The organism is Bradyrhizobium betae, assembly GCF_050632175.1.
In the GTDB taxonomy this organism is placed as follows: domain Bacteria; phylum Pseudomonadota; class Alphaproteobacteria; order Rhizobiales; family Xanthobacteraceae; genus Bradyrhizobium; species Bradyrhizobium betae_B.
On the sequence record NZ_CP192576.1, the window covers coordinates 2,896,640 to 2,911,955 of the forward strand.

General features: G+C 64.9%; 13 protein-coding genes, 1 tRNA gene and 1 pseudogene. 10 read left to right on the forward strand and 5 right to left on the reverse strand.

Annotation, left to right across the window (positions count from 1 at the left end; all coding sequences use genetic code 11):
* Positions 1-25: 25 nt before the first annotated feature.
* Both queG and ACQ86E_RS14050 read right to left on the reverse strand, forming a co-directional pair.
* Positions 26-1,216: a tRNA epoxyqueuosine(34) reductase QueG gene (gene queG, locus ACQ86E_RS14045; protein ID WP_431205871.1), complete on the reverse strand. Its 1,191-nt coding sequence runs from the start codon at positions 1,214-1,216 to the stop codon at positions 26-28.
* Positions 1,165-1,857, reverse strand: a complete 693-nt coding sequence (locus ACQ86E_RS14050) for a glutathione S-transferase family protein (protein ID WP_431205872.1) — start codon at positions 1,855-1,857, stop codon at positions 1,165-1,167. The genes queG and ACQ86E_RS14050 overlap by 52 nt, the downstream gene beginning before the upstream one ends.
* A 168-nt stretch (positions 1,858-2,025) precedes the next feature.
* Here ACQ86E_RS14050 and ACQ86E_RS14055 point away from each other — a divergent pair, with 168 nt between their 5' ends.
* From ACQ86E_RS14055 to ACQ86E_RS14065, 3 genes are all read left to right on the forward strand, one after another.
* On the forward strand, positions 2,026-2,832 hold the full coding sequence (locus ACQ86E_RS14055) for an undecaprenyl-diphosphate phosphatase (RefSeq protein WP_431205873.1): 807 nt from the start codon (positions 2,026-2,028) through the stop codon (positions 2,830-2,832).
* 186 nt (positions 2,833-3,018) lie between these two features.
* Complete coding sequence (locus tag ACQ86E_RS14060; RefSeq protein ID WP_431205874.1) at positions 3,019-4,344, forward strand: FAD-binding protein; 1,326 nt, start codon at positions 3,019-3,021, stop codon at positions 4,342-4,344.
* Between the two features lie 3 nt (positions 4,345-4,347).
* On the forward strand, positions 4,348-5,088 hold the full coding sequence (locus ACQ86E_RS14065; protein ID WP_431205875.1) for an SDR family oxidoreductase: 741 nt from the start codon (positions 4,348-4,350) through the stop codon (positions 5,086-5,088).
* A 129-nt stretch (positions 5,089-5,217) separates the two neighbouring features.
* Here the strand turns inward: ACQ86E_RS14065 and ACQ86E_RS14070 are convergent, their stop codons facing one another.
* Positions 5,218-6,183 (reverse strand): complex I NDUFA9 subunit family protein, encoded by a 966-nt coding sequence (locus ACQ86E_RS14070; RefSeq protein ID WP_431205876.1) that lies wholly within the window; start codon positions 6,181-6,183, stop codon positions 5,218-5,220.
* A gap of 150 nt (positions 6,184-6,333) precedes the next feature.
* Here ACQ86E_RS14070 and ACQ86E_RS14075 point away from each other — a divergent pair.
* A tRNA-Leu gene (locus tag ACQ86E_RS14075) sits at positions 6,334-6,420 on the forward strand.
* An 81-nt stretch (positions 6,421-6,501) separates the two neighbouring features.
* Here the strand turns inward: ACQ86E_RS14075 and ACQ86E_RS14080 are convergent.
* Both ACQ86E_RS14080 and ACQ86E_RS14085 read right to left on the reverse strand, forming a co-directional pair.
* A complete protein-coding gene (locus ACQ86E_RS14080) occupies positions 6,502-6,963 on the reverse strand; it encodes a lysozyme inhibitor LprI family protein (RefSeq protein WP_431205877.1) in 462 nt (153 codons plus the stop codon).
* Between the two features lie 201 nt (positions 6,964-7,164).
* Positions 7,165-8,436 carry an MFS transporter gene (locus ACQ86E_RS14085; protein WP_431205878.1) on the reverse strand — a complete coding sequence of 424 codons (1,272 nt, stop codon included), beginning with the start codon at positions 8,434-8,436 and terminating at the stop codon, positions 7,165-7,167.
* 308 nt (positions 8,437-8,744) lie between these two features.
* Between ACQ86E_RS14085 and ACQ86E_RS14090 the strand changes: the two genes are divergently transcribed.
* The 6 genes and pseudogenes from ACQ86E_RS14090 (at position 8,745) to rpoN (ending at position 15,300) form a co-directional block, all read left to right on the forward strand.
* Positions 8,745-10,070 (forward strand): UbiA family prenyltransferase, encoded by a 1,326-nt coding sequence (locus ACQ86E_RS14090; protein ID WP_431205879.1) that lies wholly within the window; start codon positions 8,745-8,747, stop codon positions 10,068-10,070.
* Between the two features lie 118 nt (positions 10,071-10,188).
* Positions 10,189-10,803, forward strand: coding sequence for a ribonuclease D (locus ACQ86E_RS14095; protein WP_431205880.1), 615 nt, complete (start codon positions 10,189-10,191; stop codon positions 10,801-10,803).
* Between the two features lie 142 nt (positions 10,804-10,945).
* A complete protein-coding gene (gene lptC / locus ACQ86E_RS14100) occupies positions 10,946-11,665 on the forward strand; it encodes an LPS export ABC transporter periplasmic protein LptC (RefSeq protein WP_431205881.1) in 720 nt (239 codons plus the stop codon).
* 5 nt (positions 11,666-11,670) lie between these two features.
* Positions 11,671-12,373 (forward strand): annotated as a pseudogene (locus tag ACQ86E_RS14105) (LptA/OstA family protein).
* 221 nt (positions 12,374-12,594) lie between these two features.
* Complete coding sequence (gene lptB / locus ACQ86E_RS14110; protein WP_431205882.1) at positions 12,595-13,587, forward strand: LPS export ABC transporter ATP-binding protein; 993 nt, start codon at positions 12,595-12,597, stop codon at positions 13,585-13,587.
* Between the two features lie 90 nt (positions 13,588-13,677).
* The gene (gene rpoN / locus ACQ86E_RS14115) at positions 13,678-15,300 is read left to right on the forward strand and encodes an RNA polymerase factor sigma-54 (protein WP_431205883.1); all 1,623 of its coding nucleotides are present in this window, start codon (positions 13,678-13,680) and stop codon (positions 15,298-15,300) included.
* Positions 15,301-15,316 lie beyond the last annotated feature (16 nt).

Here is a 15,316-nt window from a genome sequence, read left to right on the forward strand (position 1 = left end):
CTTCGCGAAATGACACAGCGGTGGGCTAGGAGGCGGTCTGCCACTCCGCACGCACGCTGTCGTCGTCCTCGTTGCTCGCAGCAATGCTCTTCATCGCATCAAACTCGCAACGCGACATCAATTGCCCGAGTGCCCAAACCGCCGCCCCGCGCACCAGCGGGCTCGCATCATCGAGCAATCGTCGCGCCTCCTCCGCCAGCGCCACCTCTCCGGAGTTGCCGATCGCAATCAGCACATTCCGCAAGAACCGATCGCGGCCGATGCGCTTGATCGGCGACTTCGTAAACAGCGCGCGAAATGCGGAATCGTCGAGACGCGCGAGCTCGCCAAGACCAGGCGCCCGCAATTCCTCGCGCGCGGCGAGCTTTGCCTCGCGTCCCTCTTGCGCGAACTTGTTCCAGGGACACGCCGCGAGACAATCGTCGCAGCCATAGATGCGATTGCCGATGGCTTTGCGAAACTCGCGCGGGATCGGTCCCTTGTTCTCGATGGTGAGATACGAGATGCAGCGCCGCGCATCGAGCTTGTAGGGCGCGGGAAACGCCGACGTCGGGCAGATCTCGAGGCAGGCCTGGCACGAGCCGCAATGATCAATCTCCGCGCCGTCGCGCGGCAGCTCGAGCGTGGTGTAGATCGCACCGAGAAACAGCCACGAGCCGAACTCGCGCGAGACGAGATTGGTGTGCTTGCCCTGCCAGCCGAGACCCGCGGTCTGCGCCAGCGGCTTCTCCATCACCGCCGCGGTGTCGACGAACACCTTCACGTCGCAGGGCTCCAGCTGACAAGAGGCGGTCGCGACCAGCCAGCGCGCCAGCGCCTTCAGGCGCTTCTTGATGAGGTCGTGATAGTCGTCGCCTTGCGCATAGACCGAGATCGCCGCGCGCGTGCGTTCCTTCAGGATTGCGAGCGGATCGGCGTCGGGACCGTAATTGACGCCGAGCATGATGACGCTGCGCACGTCGGCCCACAGCCCGCGCGGATCGACGCGGCGCTCCGGCTGCGCGGCCAGCCAGTCCATGTCGCCATGGCCGCCTGAGGCGATGAACTCGAGAAAATGCCGTCCCGCGTTCTCGATCGTCCCCGGCACCGTGACGCCGATACAGTCGAAGCCGAGCGCGCGCGCCTCGTGCGCAAGCGCCGTCTTCAGTTCAGCCGGATCGGAGTTCAGAAATCCAGGTCCACGTAGGTCCGCGACGCCGGCACGCCCGCCAGCCATTCGCTCAGCAGCGGACGGAACGACGGGCGGGATTTCACCCGCGCGTACCACGCCTTTGCCGCGTCGTCCTCGCTCCATGGCACGTCGCCCAGATAGTCGATCGCCGAGAGATGCGCCGCGGCGGCGAGATCCGCGTAAGTGAGCCGGTCGCCGGCGAGGAAATTACGCGTCTGCGCCAACCAGCCGATATAGGCCAGATGATAGCGCACATTTGCCTTGGCCGCGCGCATCACGTCGGCCGAGGGCGCGCCGCCGCCGCTGTCCTCGCTCATGAAGCGCTTGTAGATGCGCTCGGTGACGAGTGGATGAGACACTTCCTCGAAGAATTTTTCGTTGAACCAGGCCATCAGCCGGCGCACCTCGACGCGCTCGGCGACGCTGTCCGGCATCAGACGCTTGGGCCCCATCTCGTGACCATAGGCCTCGTCGACATATTCGGCGATGATGGCCGCGCCCGGGATCGGCGGCTGCTCCTCGTCTACCAGGACCGGCGTCGTCCCCGCCGCATTGAGCAGCAGAAATGCCTCGCGCCGTTCCCAGCTGCGTTCCTCGACGAGACGCAACTCGAGTCCGTATTCCCCCGCGACCAGGCGGACGAAGCGCGAATGCGGACAGAACGGATGATGATACAGCGTAAACATGAAGCCTTTGACTATGTGATGGTGCTTAAGAATCCATCAATGTTTGTGCGGCGCCACACTAGTCCTTCAAAACCGCGAAGCAAGGGCGGGACGGCGCATTTTGCGATTGCAGCATTGGGGGGAATAGGCGAGAAGAACCCGCTTTTCCAGCGGAAATGGACCGTAAATATGTCAGACGCAATACGGGCAGTGATCCTCGGCATCATCGAGGGTGTGACCGAGTTCCTTCCCGTTTCCTCGACCGGCCACCTGCTGCTTGCGGAGCGTTTCTTCCATCTCGGCGAAGGCGCGTTCTGGGATTCGTTTACGGTTCTGATCCAGCTCGGCGCGATCCTTGCGATCGTCGTGCTGTACTTCAAGAAATTGTGGGACGTCGCGATCGGCATGTTCACCGGCGATGCCGACGCGCGCCGCTTCGTGATCGGCGTGCTGGTCGCATTCCTGCCCGCGGTCGTCGTCGGCCTCGTCGCCGGCAAGTACATCAAGAGCCTGCTGTTCAATCCGTGGGTCGTGTGTTTCTCGCTGATCGTTGGCGGCGCCATCCTGTTGTGGGTCGACCGGCTCGATCTCAAGGCGCGCGAGCATGACGCCACCCGGTTTCCGCTGCTGATGTATCTCTATATCGGCATCGCGCAGTGCGTCGCGATGATCCCGGGCGTGTCGCGCTCCGGTGCCAGCATCGTCGCGGCGATGTTCCTGGGGGCCGACAAGCGCGCGGCGGCGGAGTTCTCGTTCTTCCTCGCCATTCCCACCATGATCGGCGCGTTCGCCTACGACTTCTACAAGAACCGCTCCGAGATGACGATGGACCACATGGGCGTCGTCGCGATCGGCTTCGTGGTATCGTTCATCACCGCGATCATCGTGGTCAAGACGTTCCTGTCCTACGTCACCCGCCACGGCTTCGTGGTGTTTGCCTGGTGGCGCGTCATCGTCGGCACCCTCGGCCTGATCGCGCTGGCGCTGGGACGTTAAGCTTCAGGCCGTAGCCCGGATGGAGCGCAGCGCAATCCGGGGCCGCCGTCGCATGTGGCACGATTCCCGGATTACGCTGCGCTCCATCCGGGCTACGCTTTTCTACCAAGCCTTCAACGCAATATAAGCTTTTGACCGGTAGGCAGTTTCCAACGCAGGGCGCGCGCCCTGCACAGGAGCTGAACCATGACCCTCGTCAGCGGCTGGGGACGTTTCCCGGTCGTCGATAGTGAACTCCTGCGGCCGCGGTCGTTCGGGGCCGTGGGCGAAGCCGTGGTGACCGGCTCGGTGGCGAGAGGCAACGGCCGCGCCTATGGCGATGCCGCGATCGGCGCCGTCAGAACCGTCGCGATGACCGGCTTCGACCGGGTCAGGTGGTTCGATTCCGCGACCGGGCGCATTCGCCTCGAAGCCGGCGTGCTGCTGTCGGATTTGATCGACACGTTTGGTCCGCGCGGCTTTTTCCCGTTCGTCGTTCCCGGCACGCGTTTCGTGACCGTCGGCGGTGCAATTGCCGCCGACGTCCATGGCAAGAACCATCATTGCGAGGGCGGCTTCGGCCGTTACGTCGAGAGCATCCTGCTGCGCACCGGGCAGGGCGAGACCATCGAGGCCTCGCGCGAACAGAATTCCGATGCGTTTTTCGCGACCATCGGCGGCATGGGCCTCACCGGAATCATTCTCGAAGCGACAATGCGGCTGCGCACGGTCGAGACCGGCTGGATTCGCGAGCGGGTGATCTCCGCATCCGATCTCGATGCGGCGATGCGCGCGCTCGACGCCGGCGACTCATCGACCTATTCGGTGGCGTGGATCGATTGCGCGGCGAAAGGGCGAGATCTCGGCCGCTCGCTGATCTATCTCGGCGAGCATGCGGCGGCGGGCGACCTCGCCGGCGGCGCCGCGGCATTTCCGGGCGGCAAAAATCCCGGACTCGCCGTGCCGGTCGACCTGCCGTCGGTGGCGCTGAACCGCCATAGCATCCGCGCCTTCAACGAGCTCTACTACCGCATGGGCGCGCGGCGCGCCGGCGGCAGCCATGTGGTCTCGCTCTACCCCTATTTCTTTCCGCTCGACAGCATCACGGACTGGAATCGCATCTACGGCAAGCGCGGTTTCCTCCAGCATCAATGCGTGATTCCGCAAGCTGGCGCGCGCGCCGTGCTCGGCGAGATCCTGGGTCGCGTCGCAGCGCGCGGCGATGCGTCCTTCCTGGCGGTGCTCAAGAAGCTCGGCGAGGGCGACGGCCTCCTGTCGTTTCCGCTGCCCGGCTATACGCTGGCGCTGGATTTTCCGGTGAAGGGCGACATCATGAATTTCCTCAACGAGATCGACCACCTCGTCGTCGCCGCCGGCGGAAGGCTCTATCTCGCCAAGGACGCGCGCCAGTCGCGCGCGACGTTCGAGGCCGGCTATCCGGCCCTGCAACGCTTCAACGCGATTCGCAGATCTCTCGATCCCGCCGGAAACATTCGCTCGAAACTTTCACAACGCCTGTTCGATGAGGTTTAAGCCGTGACATCACGCAAGACCGTAATTGTGCTCGGTGGCTCCTCCGACATCGGCCGCGCCGCCGCGCGCGCCTTCGCCAAGGCGGGATATGACGTCGGGCTTGCGGGGCGCGATGTCGTTGCGCTGGAGCCTGAGGCCGCTGATCTGCGCGCGCGTTACAATGTCGAGGCCAGCATCTGGAAATTCGATGTGCTCGACACCGCCTCGTTCGAGGGATTCGTGAACGGGCTTGCCGCGTTGCCTGACGTCGTCATCTCGATCGTCGGCCTGCTGGGTGTGCAGGAGAACGCCGAGAGCGATCTCGCCCACGCCACCACCATCATGCGTTCGAACTACGAAGGTCCGTCGCTGATCCTGGGCCTGTTCGCCGAAAAATTCCTGGTCCGCGGCACCGGCACGATCGTCGGCGTGTCGTCGGTTGCCGGCGATCGCGGCCGCGCCTCGAACTATGTCTATGGCTCGGCGAAAGCAGGCTTCTCCGCGTTTCTCTCGGGCCTGCGCGCGCGCGCGAGCCGCGGCGGCGTTCACGTCGTCACGGTGAAGCCGGGCTTCGTCCGCACCAGGATGACCGAGGGCATGAAGCTGATCGGCCCGCTCACCGTGGATGCGCCTGTCGTGGGCGACGCCATCCTCAGCGCCGTCGAGAACAAGACCGACGTCGTCTACGTCAGTGGCAAATGGCGCCTCGTGATGCTGATCATCAAGACGCTGCCGGAAGCGGTGTTCAAGAAGCTGAAGTTTTGACGCCGTTACGGCACGCACCACAGTTTCGTCATGCCCGGCCTTGTGCCGGGCATCCACGTTCTTGGCGGTCGCGGAGAAAGACGTGGATGGCCGGGGCAGGCCCGGCCATGACGACGGAGAGAGAAAGCTCTACGCGCTCTTGCGCTGGAACTGGCCCTGGGGGCGGAAGCGCCAGAGATATTGCGGTGCGATCGCTTCCAGCGAATCGGCGGCGATGCCGAGTCCTTCAAACGTCAGGCCGGCGGCCTTCGCCGCATCCGACACGACATTGTCGCGCGCGAGCAGCGTGACCTGGTCCGGCGTCAGCTTCAGCATGCCCGGCGCGAATTGCAGGAAGGCGGCCTTGAAGCGGGCGAGGCCGAACGGCAGCGGCACCAGCATCGGCTTACGATCGGTGATCTCGAGGATGGCCTCGATGATCTCGCGCATCGTCAGCACCTCGGGCCCACCGAGCTCGTAGGTGGCGCCCGCCCTGGCCTTGCCGTCGACGGCATCCGCGATCGCGGTGGCGACGTCGCCGACATAGACCGGCTGCATCTTGGTCTCGCCGCCGATCAGCGGCATCACCGGCGACATCCGGGCCAGCGCAGCGAAGCGGTTGGTGAACTGGTCCTCGGGGCCGAATACGACCGAAGGACGGAAGATCGTGGCGGACGGCACTGCCGCCAGCACTGCCGCCTCGCCGGCCGCCTTGGCCTTGGCGTAGCGCGAGGGCGAGTCCGCATCGGCGCCGATCGCCGAGACATGCACCATCCGGGCGCCGACGGCCGCGGCCGCCTTGGCGACGGTTTCGGCGCCCTTGGCCTGGACGGCGTCGAAGCTCTGCGCGCCACCCTCGGCGAGGATGCCCACCAGATTGATCACCACATCCGAATCACGCACGGCCGCCTCGACCGAGGCCGGATAGCGCAAATTGGCCTGCACGGTGTGGACCTGCCCGACCTTGCCCGAGGGCTGGAGGTATCCGGCCAATTCCGGCCGCCGCACTGCAGCACGGACCCGGTAATCCCGCCGGCACAGCGCGCGGACGACATTCCGGCCCAAAAACCCCGATCCGCCGAAAACCGTGACGAGAGTTTCCGAATTCGATGCCATGGGATCTGATCCTGGGTCCATTCCTGGGGAAGAGCGCGTGTTATCAGGCTTGTATCGGGCCGGTTTGCGATGCGCAATCCGCATCCCTACTCATGATTTGACAACCGCGTCACCGAACCTTAGTAACCGCCTCCGTGCCCCAAACGGCATGCCCAGGTGGTGGAATTGGTAGACGCGCTGGCTTCAGGTGCCAGTGGCTTAACGGCCGTGAAGGTTCGAGTCCTTTCCTGGGCACCACCCCTATCCAAGCGCTTGATATCGCTCATTGCAGGTGATTTGAGCCGCTGACCGGTCCACAAACCGGGCGCCTCAGAGGTCTCAGTGCTCGTTGACCGCAGCGCCGAGCTTGATCAGGCTCAGCGCGCGGTTCGCGGTCTCGCGCAGGCGGCAGTAGCTCGCGTCGCCGGGGTACATGCCGGGCTCGATCTTGTCGAAGACCGCGCAGAAGCGATCACGCGACGCGGCGAAAGTTTTCTGCGAGTCATTGACCGCCTTGATCGCGTCGGCGAACCCGCCGGCCTGAACCTTCTTGAGCGCCTCACTGGTTTTCTGCGTCCAAATGGCGAGTTCGCGCGCCGCGCAGGCTTTCCATTTGGCGACGTCGTCATTCGCGCCCTTTGCCGCCTTGATGCAGGGGTCGGCGACGAGCCTGACGCACGCGCCGCCGAAACTGCCGGTTTTCTCCGCGGTCTTCAGGCAGGCATCGATCACCGCAAGGTCGGCTGGCGCGGTGCCTTGGGCGAAAGCCGTCGATGCGAGCGGGAGGCTCGCGGCGAGCATCGCGGCGGCAAGTTTGAGCCTCATTGGAGATCTCCGTTCGATGCATCGAACGAGATTTTCGACCGATAGGTAATACATGCAACCTTGGTCATCGAAGGCCCAGCGTTGGTTCACCTGAATGTGGAATAGAAGCAACGCCGAGGCGCTGGTTATCCTTCACGGTCTCGGCTCGTACCTTGGGGCTTGCGGCCATGGAGCCTCTCACACCACGCTTTTCCCCGCCCGCTCCGCCACCGCCTTCTGCACGAAATACATCATCACCAGCGTGATGATCGTCGTCGCGACGACGACGTAGCCGATCCGCTCGAAATGCAGCAGCGAGCCGTCCGGTTGTTGCGAGATGATCGCCGCGGCGAGCACCGAGCCGAGGCCGCCGGAGAGTTGCTGGAGCGAGGCGCTGACCGCGCTGAACGATCCGCGCTGGCTCGGATCGGGGATCGCCGAGATCAGCGCCTGCGACGGGATCATGCGCGAGAAGATGCCGACGAACATCAGCACATTGACGGCGATCGCGGTCGCGAGCGAGACGTGGCCGAGATGGGTGTAGATCAGCACCATGACGATGGTCATCACGCAGCCGAACACGAAGGTCGGGTACTTGCCGAACGCGTCGCTGGCGCGGCCGACCAGCGGCCCGGTGACGATGCTGAACAGGCCGGAGACGAGATAGATGATCGGCAGATGCGCCATGTCGATGCCGACATTGTTCACGGTGAAGGCGCTGGAATACGGCATGATCATGTAGCCGCCGGTCGCGAGCAACGTCGTGACCGCGAAAGCCAGCGTGTAGCGCGGCTCACCGACCGTCGCGATCAGATGATGGAACGGGTTCCGGTCCTGCTTCAGCTTCAGATGCGCGTCGACCGGCTCCATCGCGAAGGCGATGATGGCAATCGTCACGATCGACAGGCCGACAATGGCAATGAAGCAGACGTGCCAGCTCCAGTGATTGGCGAGATACAATCCGGCCGGAACGCCCAGCACCTGGCTCGCGGCGAACGCGGTCTGCACGAAGCCCATCACGCGGCCGCGCATTTGCAACGGAAACAGATCGGTGACGATGGCAAGCACGACCGAGCCGATCACGCCGCCGAACAAGCCGGTGACGATCCTGGCGAGCAGCAGCACATGATAGGTCTGCGCCGCGGCACACAGCGCGGTCCCGAGCGTGAAGCCGACATAGAAGAACAGCAGCAGGCGCTTGCGATCGAAGCGGTCGGCGAAGCCGGCGGCCAGGATGCCCGATAGTCCCGCGCTGAACGCGTAGGCCGACACCGCGACGCCGAATTGCCCGGCGGTGATGTCGAGCGAGGGCATCAGGATGGCGCCGAGCGGCGACATGATGATGAAGTCGAGAATGATGGTGAACTGTGCGAACGCGAGCAGCGCGACGAGGAGCACCTGGTAGCGTGAAAAACCGCGTTGGCGGTCCGGTTGATCGTCGATCGGCGCAGCGAGCGTCTGTTCGGTCATGACACCTGATTCATGTGGGCGGGGCGGGGAATGCGAGAACTGCAACAGATGGGGTCGGCCGGGACGATTTTCACGGGCCGCACGGCACCAGCTTTGCCGAACCACGAAGCTTGGGCCGGGTTGTGGGATCCGGGCAACAGCGGGACGTATCGACTGGATCCAGGCTTCTTGCGGAGGCCGCCGGCCTTCGCCGGTCGAATAAGCCGCCCTTAGCGAATACTCCCTAGGCTCGCGGCCGTCCATTTCCCTGCTCCCGGTCTCCCCAGTCGTTGGGCCGGTCGTGTTGCGGCAAGTCAGAGCGTTTTCGGATGGAGCAGCCGGCCTGGCAAACCGATTCTGGCGCGCTCACACCGTCGGCAACGGCGGCGGCTGCCCGCACGCTTGTCATCGACCTCGAAGGCGGATTGCTGCGTTCGGAACTGCTGATGGAAGCGCTGTTCAGCAGCCCCGCCCGCATGCTCGCCCGCTTCGGTGCGGGCGGACGCCCGGGCATGGCGGCGCTCACCGATATCCTGGCGCTGGCCGACATCGACTACGCCTATCTACCCTATGATTCCGACGTGCTGAACCGGGCGCTGGCGGCGCGGGCGCGGGGCGAGAAGATCTATCTCGTCGCCGGTCGCTTTGCCGGTCATGCCACGGGCATCGCCGCACATCTCGGATTTGATGGTGTCGTTACGCCGGGCGACCTCGTCGCCGGCGACAACCTGCCGTTCGATCGTGCCTCGATCGAGCGCATCGAGACGCACGCCAGCCATGGCGCCCGCCTGAAGACCTGGGCGAAGGCGCTGCGGGTCTATCAATACGCCAAGAACACGCTGGTGTTCGTGCCTGTCATCACCGCGCATCAGCTCAATCTCGCGACGCTCGGCTATGCGCTGCTGGCGTTCATGGCGTTCTCGGCCTGTGCGTCCGGCGCCTATCTGATGAACGATCTCCTGGATCTCGCCGCCGACCGGCAGCATCCGACCAAGCGCCATCGCGCGCTCGCGGCCGGCGATTTGCCGATCTCGTCCGCGCTGCTGGCGATCCCTGCGCTGTGGCTGTTCGCAGTCGCAGCCTCGCTCTGCATCTCGCCGTTGTTCCTCGCCGTGCTCGGCGGCTATCTCGCCACCACCATCGCCTATTCGCTCGTGCTGAAGCGCAAGATGCTGGTCGACGTCGTGACGCTTGCCGGCCTCTACACGCTGCGCATCATCGCCGGCGCCGTCGGCGTCGGCGTCGTGCTGTCGGAATGGCTGCTGATCTTCTCGCTGTTCGTGTTCACCTCGCTCGCCCTGATCAAGCGCTTCAGCGAGCTCAGCATGCGCGAGAGCGCCGGCCTAGCCGATCCCTCCAACCGCGACTATCGCGTCACCGATTTGCACATCATCGGTGCGATGGCGGCGGCGAGCGCCATGAACGCGGTCACCGTGTTCTCGCTCTATGTCTCGTCGTCGGCGGTGACGCCGCTCTACAGCCGGCCCTGGATGCTGTGGCTGCTCAACCCGCTGCTGCTCTACTGGTTCGGCCGCGCCCTGATGATGGCGCATCGCCGCGAGATGCCCGACGATCCGATCCTGTACACCTTCCGCGACGGCGCCAGCCGGATCACGGTCGCCGCGATGATCTGCATCATGCTGGCGGCGATCTGACCGCGCCCGGCGGAGAACAGCCGGCGCTTGCGCGGGCCGCCGCCAGTGGCTACATCGCGAGCAATCCGGTTAGCCTATGATGCCGACAGACCCATTCCACCCGAGGTTTTGACACGCCATGACCGTACGCCTGCATCGCGGCGATTTGCCCGACCTGTCCCGCTACACCGGCGCGGTGGCGATCGACACCGAGACCATGGGGCTGAACCCGCACCGCGACCGGCTCTGCGTGGTGCAGCTCTCTCCGGGCGACGGCAGCGCCGACGTGGTGCAGATCCCCAAGGGCCACACCGACGCGCCGAACCTGAAGGCGCTGCTGGCCAATCCTGCGACCACCAAGATCTTCCACTTCGCGCGATTCGACGTCGCGGTGCTGTACCAGACCTTCGGCGTCATGACCGGGCCGATCTACTGCACCAAGATCGCCTCGCGCCTCGTCCGCACCTATACCGACCGCCATGGCCTCAAGGACCTCGTCCGCGAGGTGCTCAACGTCGACCTCTCCAAGCAGCAGCAATCAAGCGACTGGGGTTCCGACAGCCTGACCGAGCCGCAGCTCGCCTACGCCGCCTCCGACGTGCTGCACCTGCACGCCCTGCGCGAGCGGCTCGATGCCATGCTGGTCCGGGAAGGCCGCACCGCGCTGGCCAAGGCCTGTTTCGACTTCCTGCCGACCCGCTGCCTGCTCGACCTGCAGGGCTGGGAGGAAGAGGACATTTTCGCGCATTCCTGAGCCCTCGTCCGGCGGATAGGGTGGGCCGGCCGCCCCGTTTCGGTCACTTTCGTAACGGCCTGTCGCGGCTGCATATTGCGCAGGTCGCGGGTACAATGAGGCACCATCGCCTCGCAAAGGCGAGCGACACCCTGGAGCAGCGGTGAATTCGGCCCAGTTTCCAACCTACGACGCCGCGCTTGCGGCGAAGTTCGCCAGCGCGGCGCGCCACAGCCGCCTGGTCCGGATTCTGCGCGTTGCGGTGCCAGTGACGGTGGCTGCGTCCATGGCCGCGATCGTTGTCGTCTCGACCTTCCTCAATCCCTTCCAGATCCCCGTGAAGCTCGATGCCGGAAACCTCGTGGTGACAGGCACCAAGATCACGATGGAATCGCCGCACATGTCCGGCTTCACACCCGATCAGCGGCCCTACGAGCTCTGGGCCAAGACTGCGACGCAGGACATCACCGACCCCGATCACGTCGATCTCTCCGACCTGCGCTCGAAGGTGTTGATGGAAGACAAATCCACTCTGCTGCTCGATGCTCGCACCGGCCGCTTCGACAACAAGCAGCAGCAGCTCGACCTGCACAAGGACATCTTCCTGCGCACCTCGTCCGGCTACGAGGCGCGGCTGAACTCGGCTTTCGTCGACATGGGCAAGGGCACGGTTTCATCGGATGAACATGTCGACGTCAAGCTGACCAACGGCACGCTGACCGCCGACCGGTTGCGCATTACGGAAGGCGGCGACGTCATCCGCTTCGAGGGCAACGTGGTGATGCATCTGGACAAGCTGGATGAACCCGCGGCAGCGCCCGTCGAGCCCGCACAGCCGGCGAAGACGCGCACGCCACAGAACAAGTCCGCCAATTCAAGATGATTTTGATGATGAAGTCTTTTCCGCGCGGCGCTGGTATCGGCCATGTCGCGTTCACCGTCAGCCTCGTGCTGCTCGCAACGGGCGCTGTGCGCGCGCAAGGCTCCATGCAGGGCGTGCCCAATGCGATGCAGGGCTTTTCGCAGAACCGCGATCAGCCGATCCAGATCGAGGCCGCCTCGCTCGAGATGCGCGACAAGAAGAAGGAGGCGACCTTCTCCGGCAACGTGAAGGTCATCCAGGGCGACACCACCATGACGTCGAAGACGCTGGTGGTGTTCTACGAGTCCGGTGGAGGTGACAAATCCGCGGCGCCGCAACCCGCCCCCGCGAAGGGCGCCAAGTCCGCTCCGATGCAGTCGGCGCAGCCGGGCCCGGGCGGCAGTTCCTCGATCAAGCGGCTGGAAGCGCGCGGTAACGTCGTCGTCACCCAGAAGGACCAGGTGGTGACCGGCGAGACCGCCGTGTTCGACACCAGGACCAATCTCATCACCATGCTCGGCGGCGTGGTTCTGACGCAATGCAAGAACGTGCTGCGCGGCGACCGGCTGATGGTCGACATGACGACAGGTGTCTCGCGGGTGGAATCCGACAGCGGCAGGGTGCAGGCGCTGCTGCCGCAGGGGAGGCAGCGATTGCGGGTCTGGCGCTCCGGGCAAACCCGCTGCAGGCCCGCCGCTGCAATTGCCTGGCGGAGCCAGGCAAAAGTGAATTCCAGTCGCGAATTCAACGCCTTGGGTTGGTTGCTCCCGATCCGAGGTTGAAGCTTGCCCGCCGAGACAGTATTTAGCGCGCAGGGCTTTCGAAGCGGGGTTCGCCGCTTTTCGGGCGTGTTTCACTGGGCATGAGACATCCCTTCATTCATGCTGCGTCGGCGAATCCGGCGCGGCCGATCGCGCGAATGTCGCGCAGGATCACGGTAGAAGGCGGGGATGGTCGATCTCTTCAGCATGTTCCGTCGGCGCCCTGCCAAACGCGGCCGGCCAGGGTTTGCGCGTCAGGACATCACCGCGCTGGGTGACAGCGTCGGCGGTCTCGTGCCGAGCCCGGTGCGGGACGCGCCCCCGATGGCCCGTGACCAGCCGATTCCGGCCGCGGACCCCTATGGCCTCGAGGCTCCGCCGCGTCCGCGGCCGGTGGCTCAACCGCCCAACGCCCCTGCCAAGCCCAACGGCGCCGGCGGGCCGCAGCTGCTGAAGCGGCCGGGTTTCCTGGCTGTGCATAGCGTGGAAAAGAGTTTCGGCAGCCGCCAGGTGGTGCGCGGCGTCAGCATCTATGTGCGCCGCGGTGAAGCGGTCGGTCTGCTCGGCCCGAACGGCGCCGGCAAGACCACGGTGTTCTACATGATCACCGGCCTGATCAAGCCCGATCGCGGTGCGATCGAGCTCGACGGCCACGACGTCACCAGGCTGCCGATGTATCAGCGCGCCCGGCTCGGCATCGGCTATCTGCCGCAGGAAGCCTCGATCTTCCGCGGCCTCACCGTCGAGCAGAACATCCGCGCCGTGCTCGAAGTCGTGGAACCCTCGCGCAAGAAGCGCGAGCAGCAGCTCGACTCGCTGCTCGACGAATTCAACATCACGCGGCTGCGGAAATCGCCGTCGATCGCGCTGTCGGGCGGCGAGCGCCGCCGCGTCGAGATCGCGCGCGCGCTGGCGACGCGTCCGAACTACATGCTGCTCGACGAACCCTTCGCCGGCATCGATCCGATCGCGGTCGGCGACATCCAGGACCTCGTCCGCCATCTCACCAATCGCGGCATCGGCGTGCTGATCACCGACCACAATGTGCGCGAGACCCTTGGCCTCACCGACCGTGCCTATATCGTCTATGCCGGGGAAATCTTGACCGAGGGCAGCCCGGATGAGATCGTCGCTGATCCGGATGTTCGCCGCCTTTACCTTGGCGAGGAATTCCGCCTCTAGCCCTTTTTACGTTTCGTCAAGACGTGTACATCGGGCTCGGACTAGGATAAGCAAAAATCGGACCAACTTTTTGGGATCGGTTCTTGCTTCATGGCGCTCACGCAGAGATTAGAGTTCCGACAATCGCAGTCGCTGGTCATGACGCCGCAGCTGATGCAGGCGATCAAGCTGCTGCAATTGTCCAATCTCGATCTCACGACCTTCGTGGAAGAGGAACTCGAACGGAACCCGCTGCTGGAACGGGCCAACGACGAGCCCCCCGCGGGTGAAGCGCCGGCCGAGGCCGGCCAGTACGGCGATAGCGACGATTTCGGCGGCGGTCACAGCGACGAGCCGGGCGGCGGCCCGGGCGATGCATTCGAGCCGGGCCAGGAAGAATGGATGAGCAAGGATCTCGGCACCCGCGCCGAGATCGAGCAGACCCTGGACACGGGCCTGGACAACGTCTTCTCCGAGGAGCCGGCCGAGGCCGCAGCCCGCACCGCCCAGGACGCCGCGCCGACCACCTATACGGAATGGGGCGGCGGCGCCTCCGGTGACGAAGACTACAATCTGGAAGCTTTTGTCGCAGCCGAGACAACGCTCGGCGACCATCTCGCCGAGCAGCTCGCGGTGGCCTTTGCCGGGCCGGCGCAGCGGATGATCGGCCAGTACCTGATCGACCTCGTCGACGACGCTGGCTACCTGCCGCCCGATCTCGGCCAGGCCGCGGAGCGCCTTGGTGCATCGCAGCAGGCCGTCGACGACGTCCTCGCGGTGCTGCAAAAATTCGATCCGCCCGGCGTCTGCGCACGCAATTTGAGTGAGTGCCTCGCGATCCAGCTTCGCGAGCTCGACCGTTACGACCCCGCGATGCAGGCGCTGGTCGAGCATCTCGATCTGCTTGCCAGGCGCGATATCGCGGGCCTGCGCAAGATCTGCGGCGTCGACGACGAGGACATCGCCGACATGATCGGCGAGATCCGCCGCCTCAATCCCAAGCCCGGCATGAAGTTCGGCACGGCGCGGCTCCAGACCATGGTGCCGGACGTCTACGTCCGCCCGGGTCCCGACGGCGGCTGGCACGTCGAGCTCAACAGCGACACCTTGCCGCGCGTGCTGGTCAACCAGACCTATTACTCGCAACTATCGAAGAAGGTGGGCAAGGACGGCGACAAATCCTATTTCACCGACGCGCTGCAGAACGCGACCTGGCTGGTGCGCGCGCTCGACCAGCGCGCCCGCACCATCCTGAAGGTCGCAACCGAGATCGTGCGGCAGCAGGATGGCTTCTTCACGCACGGCGTGGCGCACCTGCGCCCGCTGAATCTGAAGGCCGTCGCCGACGCCATCCAGATGCACGAATCCACGGTGTCGCGCGTCACCGCCAACAAATACATGGCGACAAATCGCGGCACATTCGAGTTGAAATATTTCTTCACGGCGTCGATCGCCTCGGCCGACGGCGGCGAGGCGCATTCGGCCGAAGCCGTGCGTCACCACATCAAGCAGCTGATCGATTCGGAAGCGCCCGCCGCGATCCTGTCGGATGACACCATCGTGGAACGGTTGCGCGCCTCGGGCATTGATATTGCCCGCCGCACGGTCGCGAAGTACCGCGAAGCCATGCGCATTCCGTCCTCGGTGCAACGCCGCCGCGACAAGCAGAGCGCTCTTGGTAACGTCATCTCCACCGCAATGTCCGATCGCTCCCGCAACACCGAGCCGGCCTGATTGCGCTGGCGCGAAA

Excerpts from the sequence above, each read along its gene's own strand:
- queG (WP_431205871.1), bottom strand. The coding sequence starts at position 1,216 with ATGGCTGGCGGGCGTGCCGGCGTCGCGGACCTACGTGGACCTGGATTT.
- ACQ86E_RS14050 (WP_431205872.1), bottom strand. The coding sequence starts at position 1,857 with ATGTTTACGCTGTATCATCATCCGTTCTGTCCGCATTCGCGCTTCGTC.
- ACQ86E_RS14055 (WP_431205873.1), top strand. The coding sequence starts at position 2,026 with ATGTCAGACGCAATACGGGCAGTGATCCTCGGCATCATCGAGGGTGTG.
- ACQ86E_RS14060 (WP_431205874.1), top strand. The coding sequence starts at position 3,019 with ATGACCCTCGTCAGCGGCTGGGGACGTTTCCCGGTCGTCGATAGTGAA.
- ACQ86E_RS14070 (WP_431205876.1), bottom strand. The coding sequence starts at position 6,183 with ATGGCATCGAATTCGGAAACTCTCGTCACGGTTTTCGGCGGATCGGGG.
- ACQ86E_RS14080 (WP_431205877.1), bottom strand. The coding sequence starts at position 6,963 with ATGCTCGCCGCGAGCCTCCCGCTCGCATCGACGGCTTTCGCCCAAGGC.
- ACQ86E_RS14085 (WP_431205878.1), bottom strand. The coding sequence starts at position 8,436 with ATGACCGAACAGACGCTCGCTGCGCCGATCGACGATCAACCGGACCGC.
- ACQ86E_RS14090 (WP_431205879.1), top strand. The coding sequence starts at position 8,745 with ATGGAGCAGCCGGCCTGGCAAACCGATTCTGGCGCGCTCACACCGTCG.
- ACQ86E_RS14095 (WP_431205880.1), top strand. The coding sequence starts at position 10,189 with ATGACCGTACGCCTGCATCGCGGCGATTTGCCCGACCTGTCCCGCTAC.
- lptB (WP_431205882.1), top strand. The coding sequence starts at position 12,595 with ATGGTCGATCTCTTCAGCATGTTCCGTCGGCGCCCTGCCAAACGCGGC.
- rpoN (WP_431205883.1), top strand. The coding sequence starts at position 13,678 with ATGGCGCTCACGCAGAGATTAGAGTTCCGACAATCGCAGTCGCTGGTC.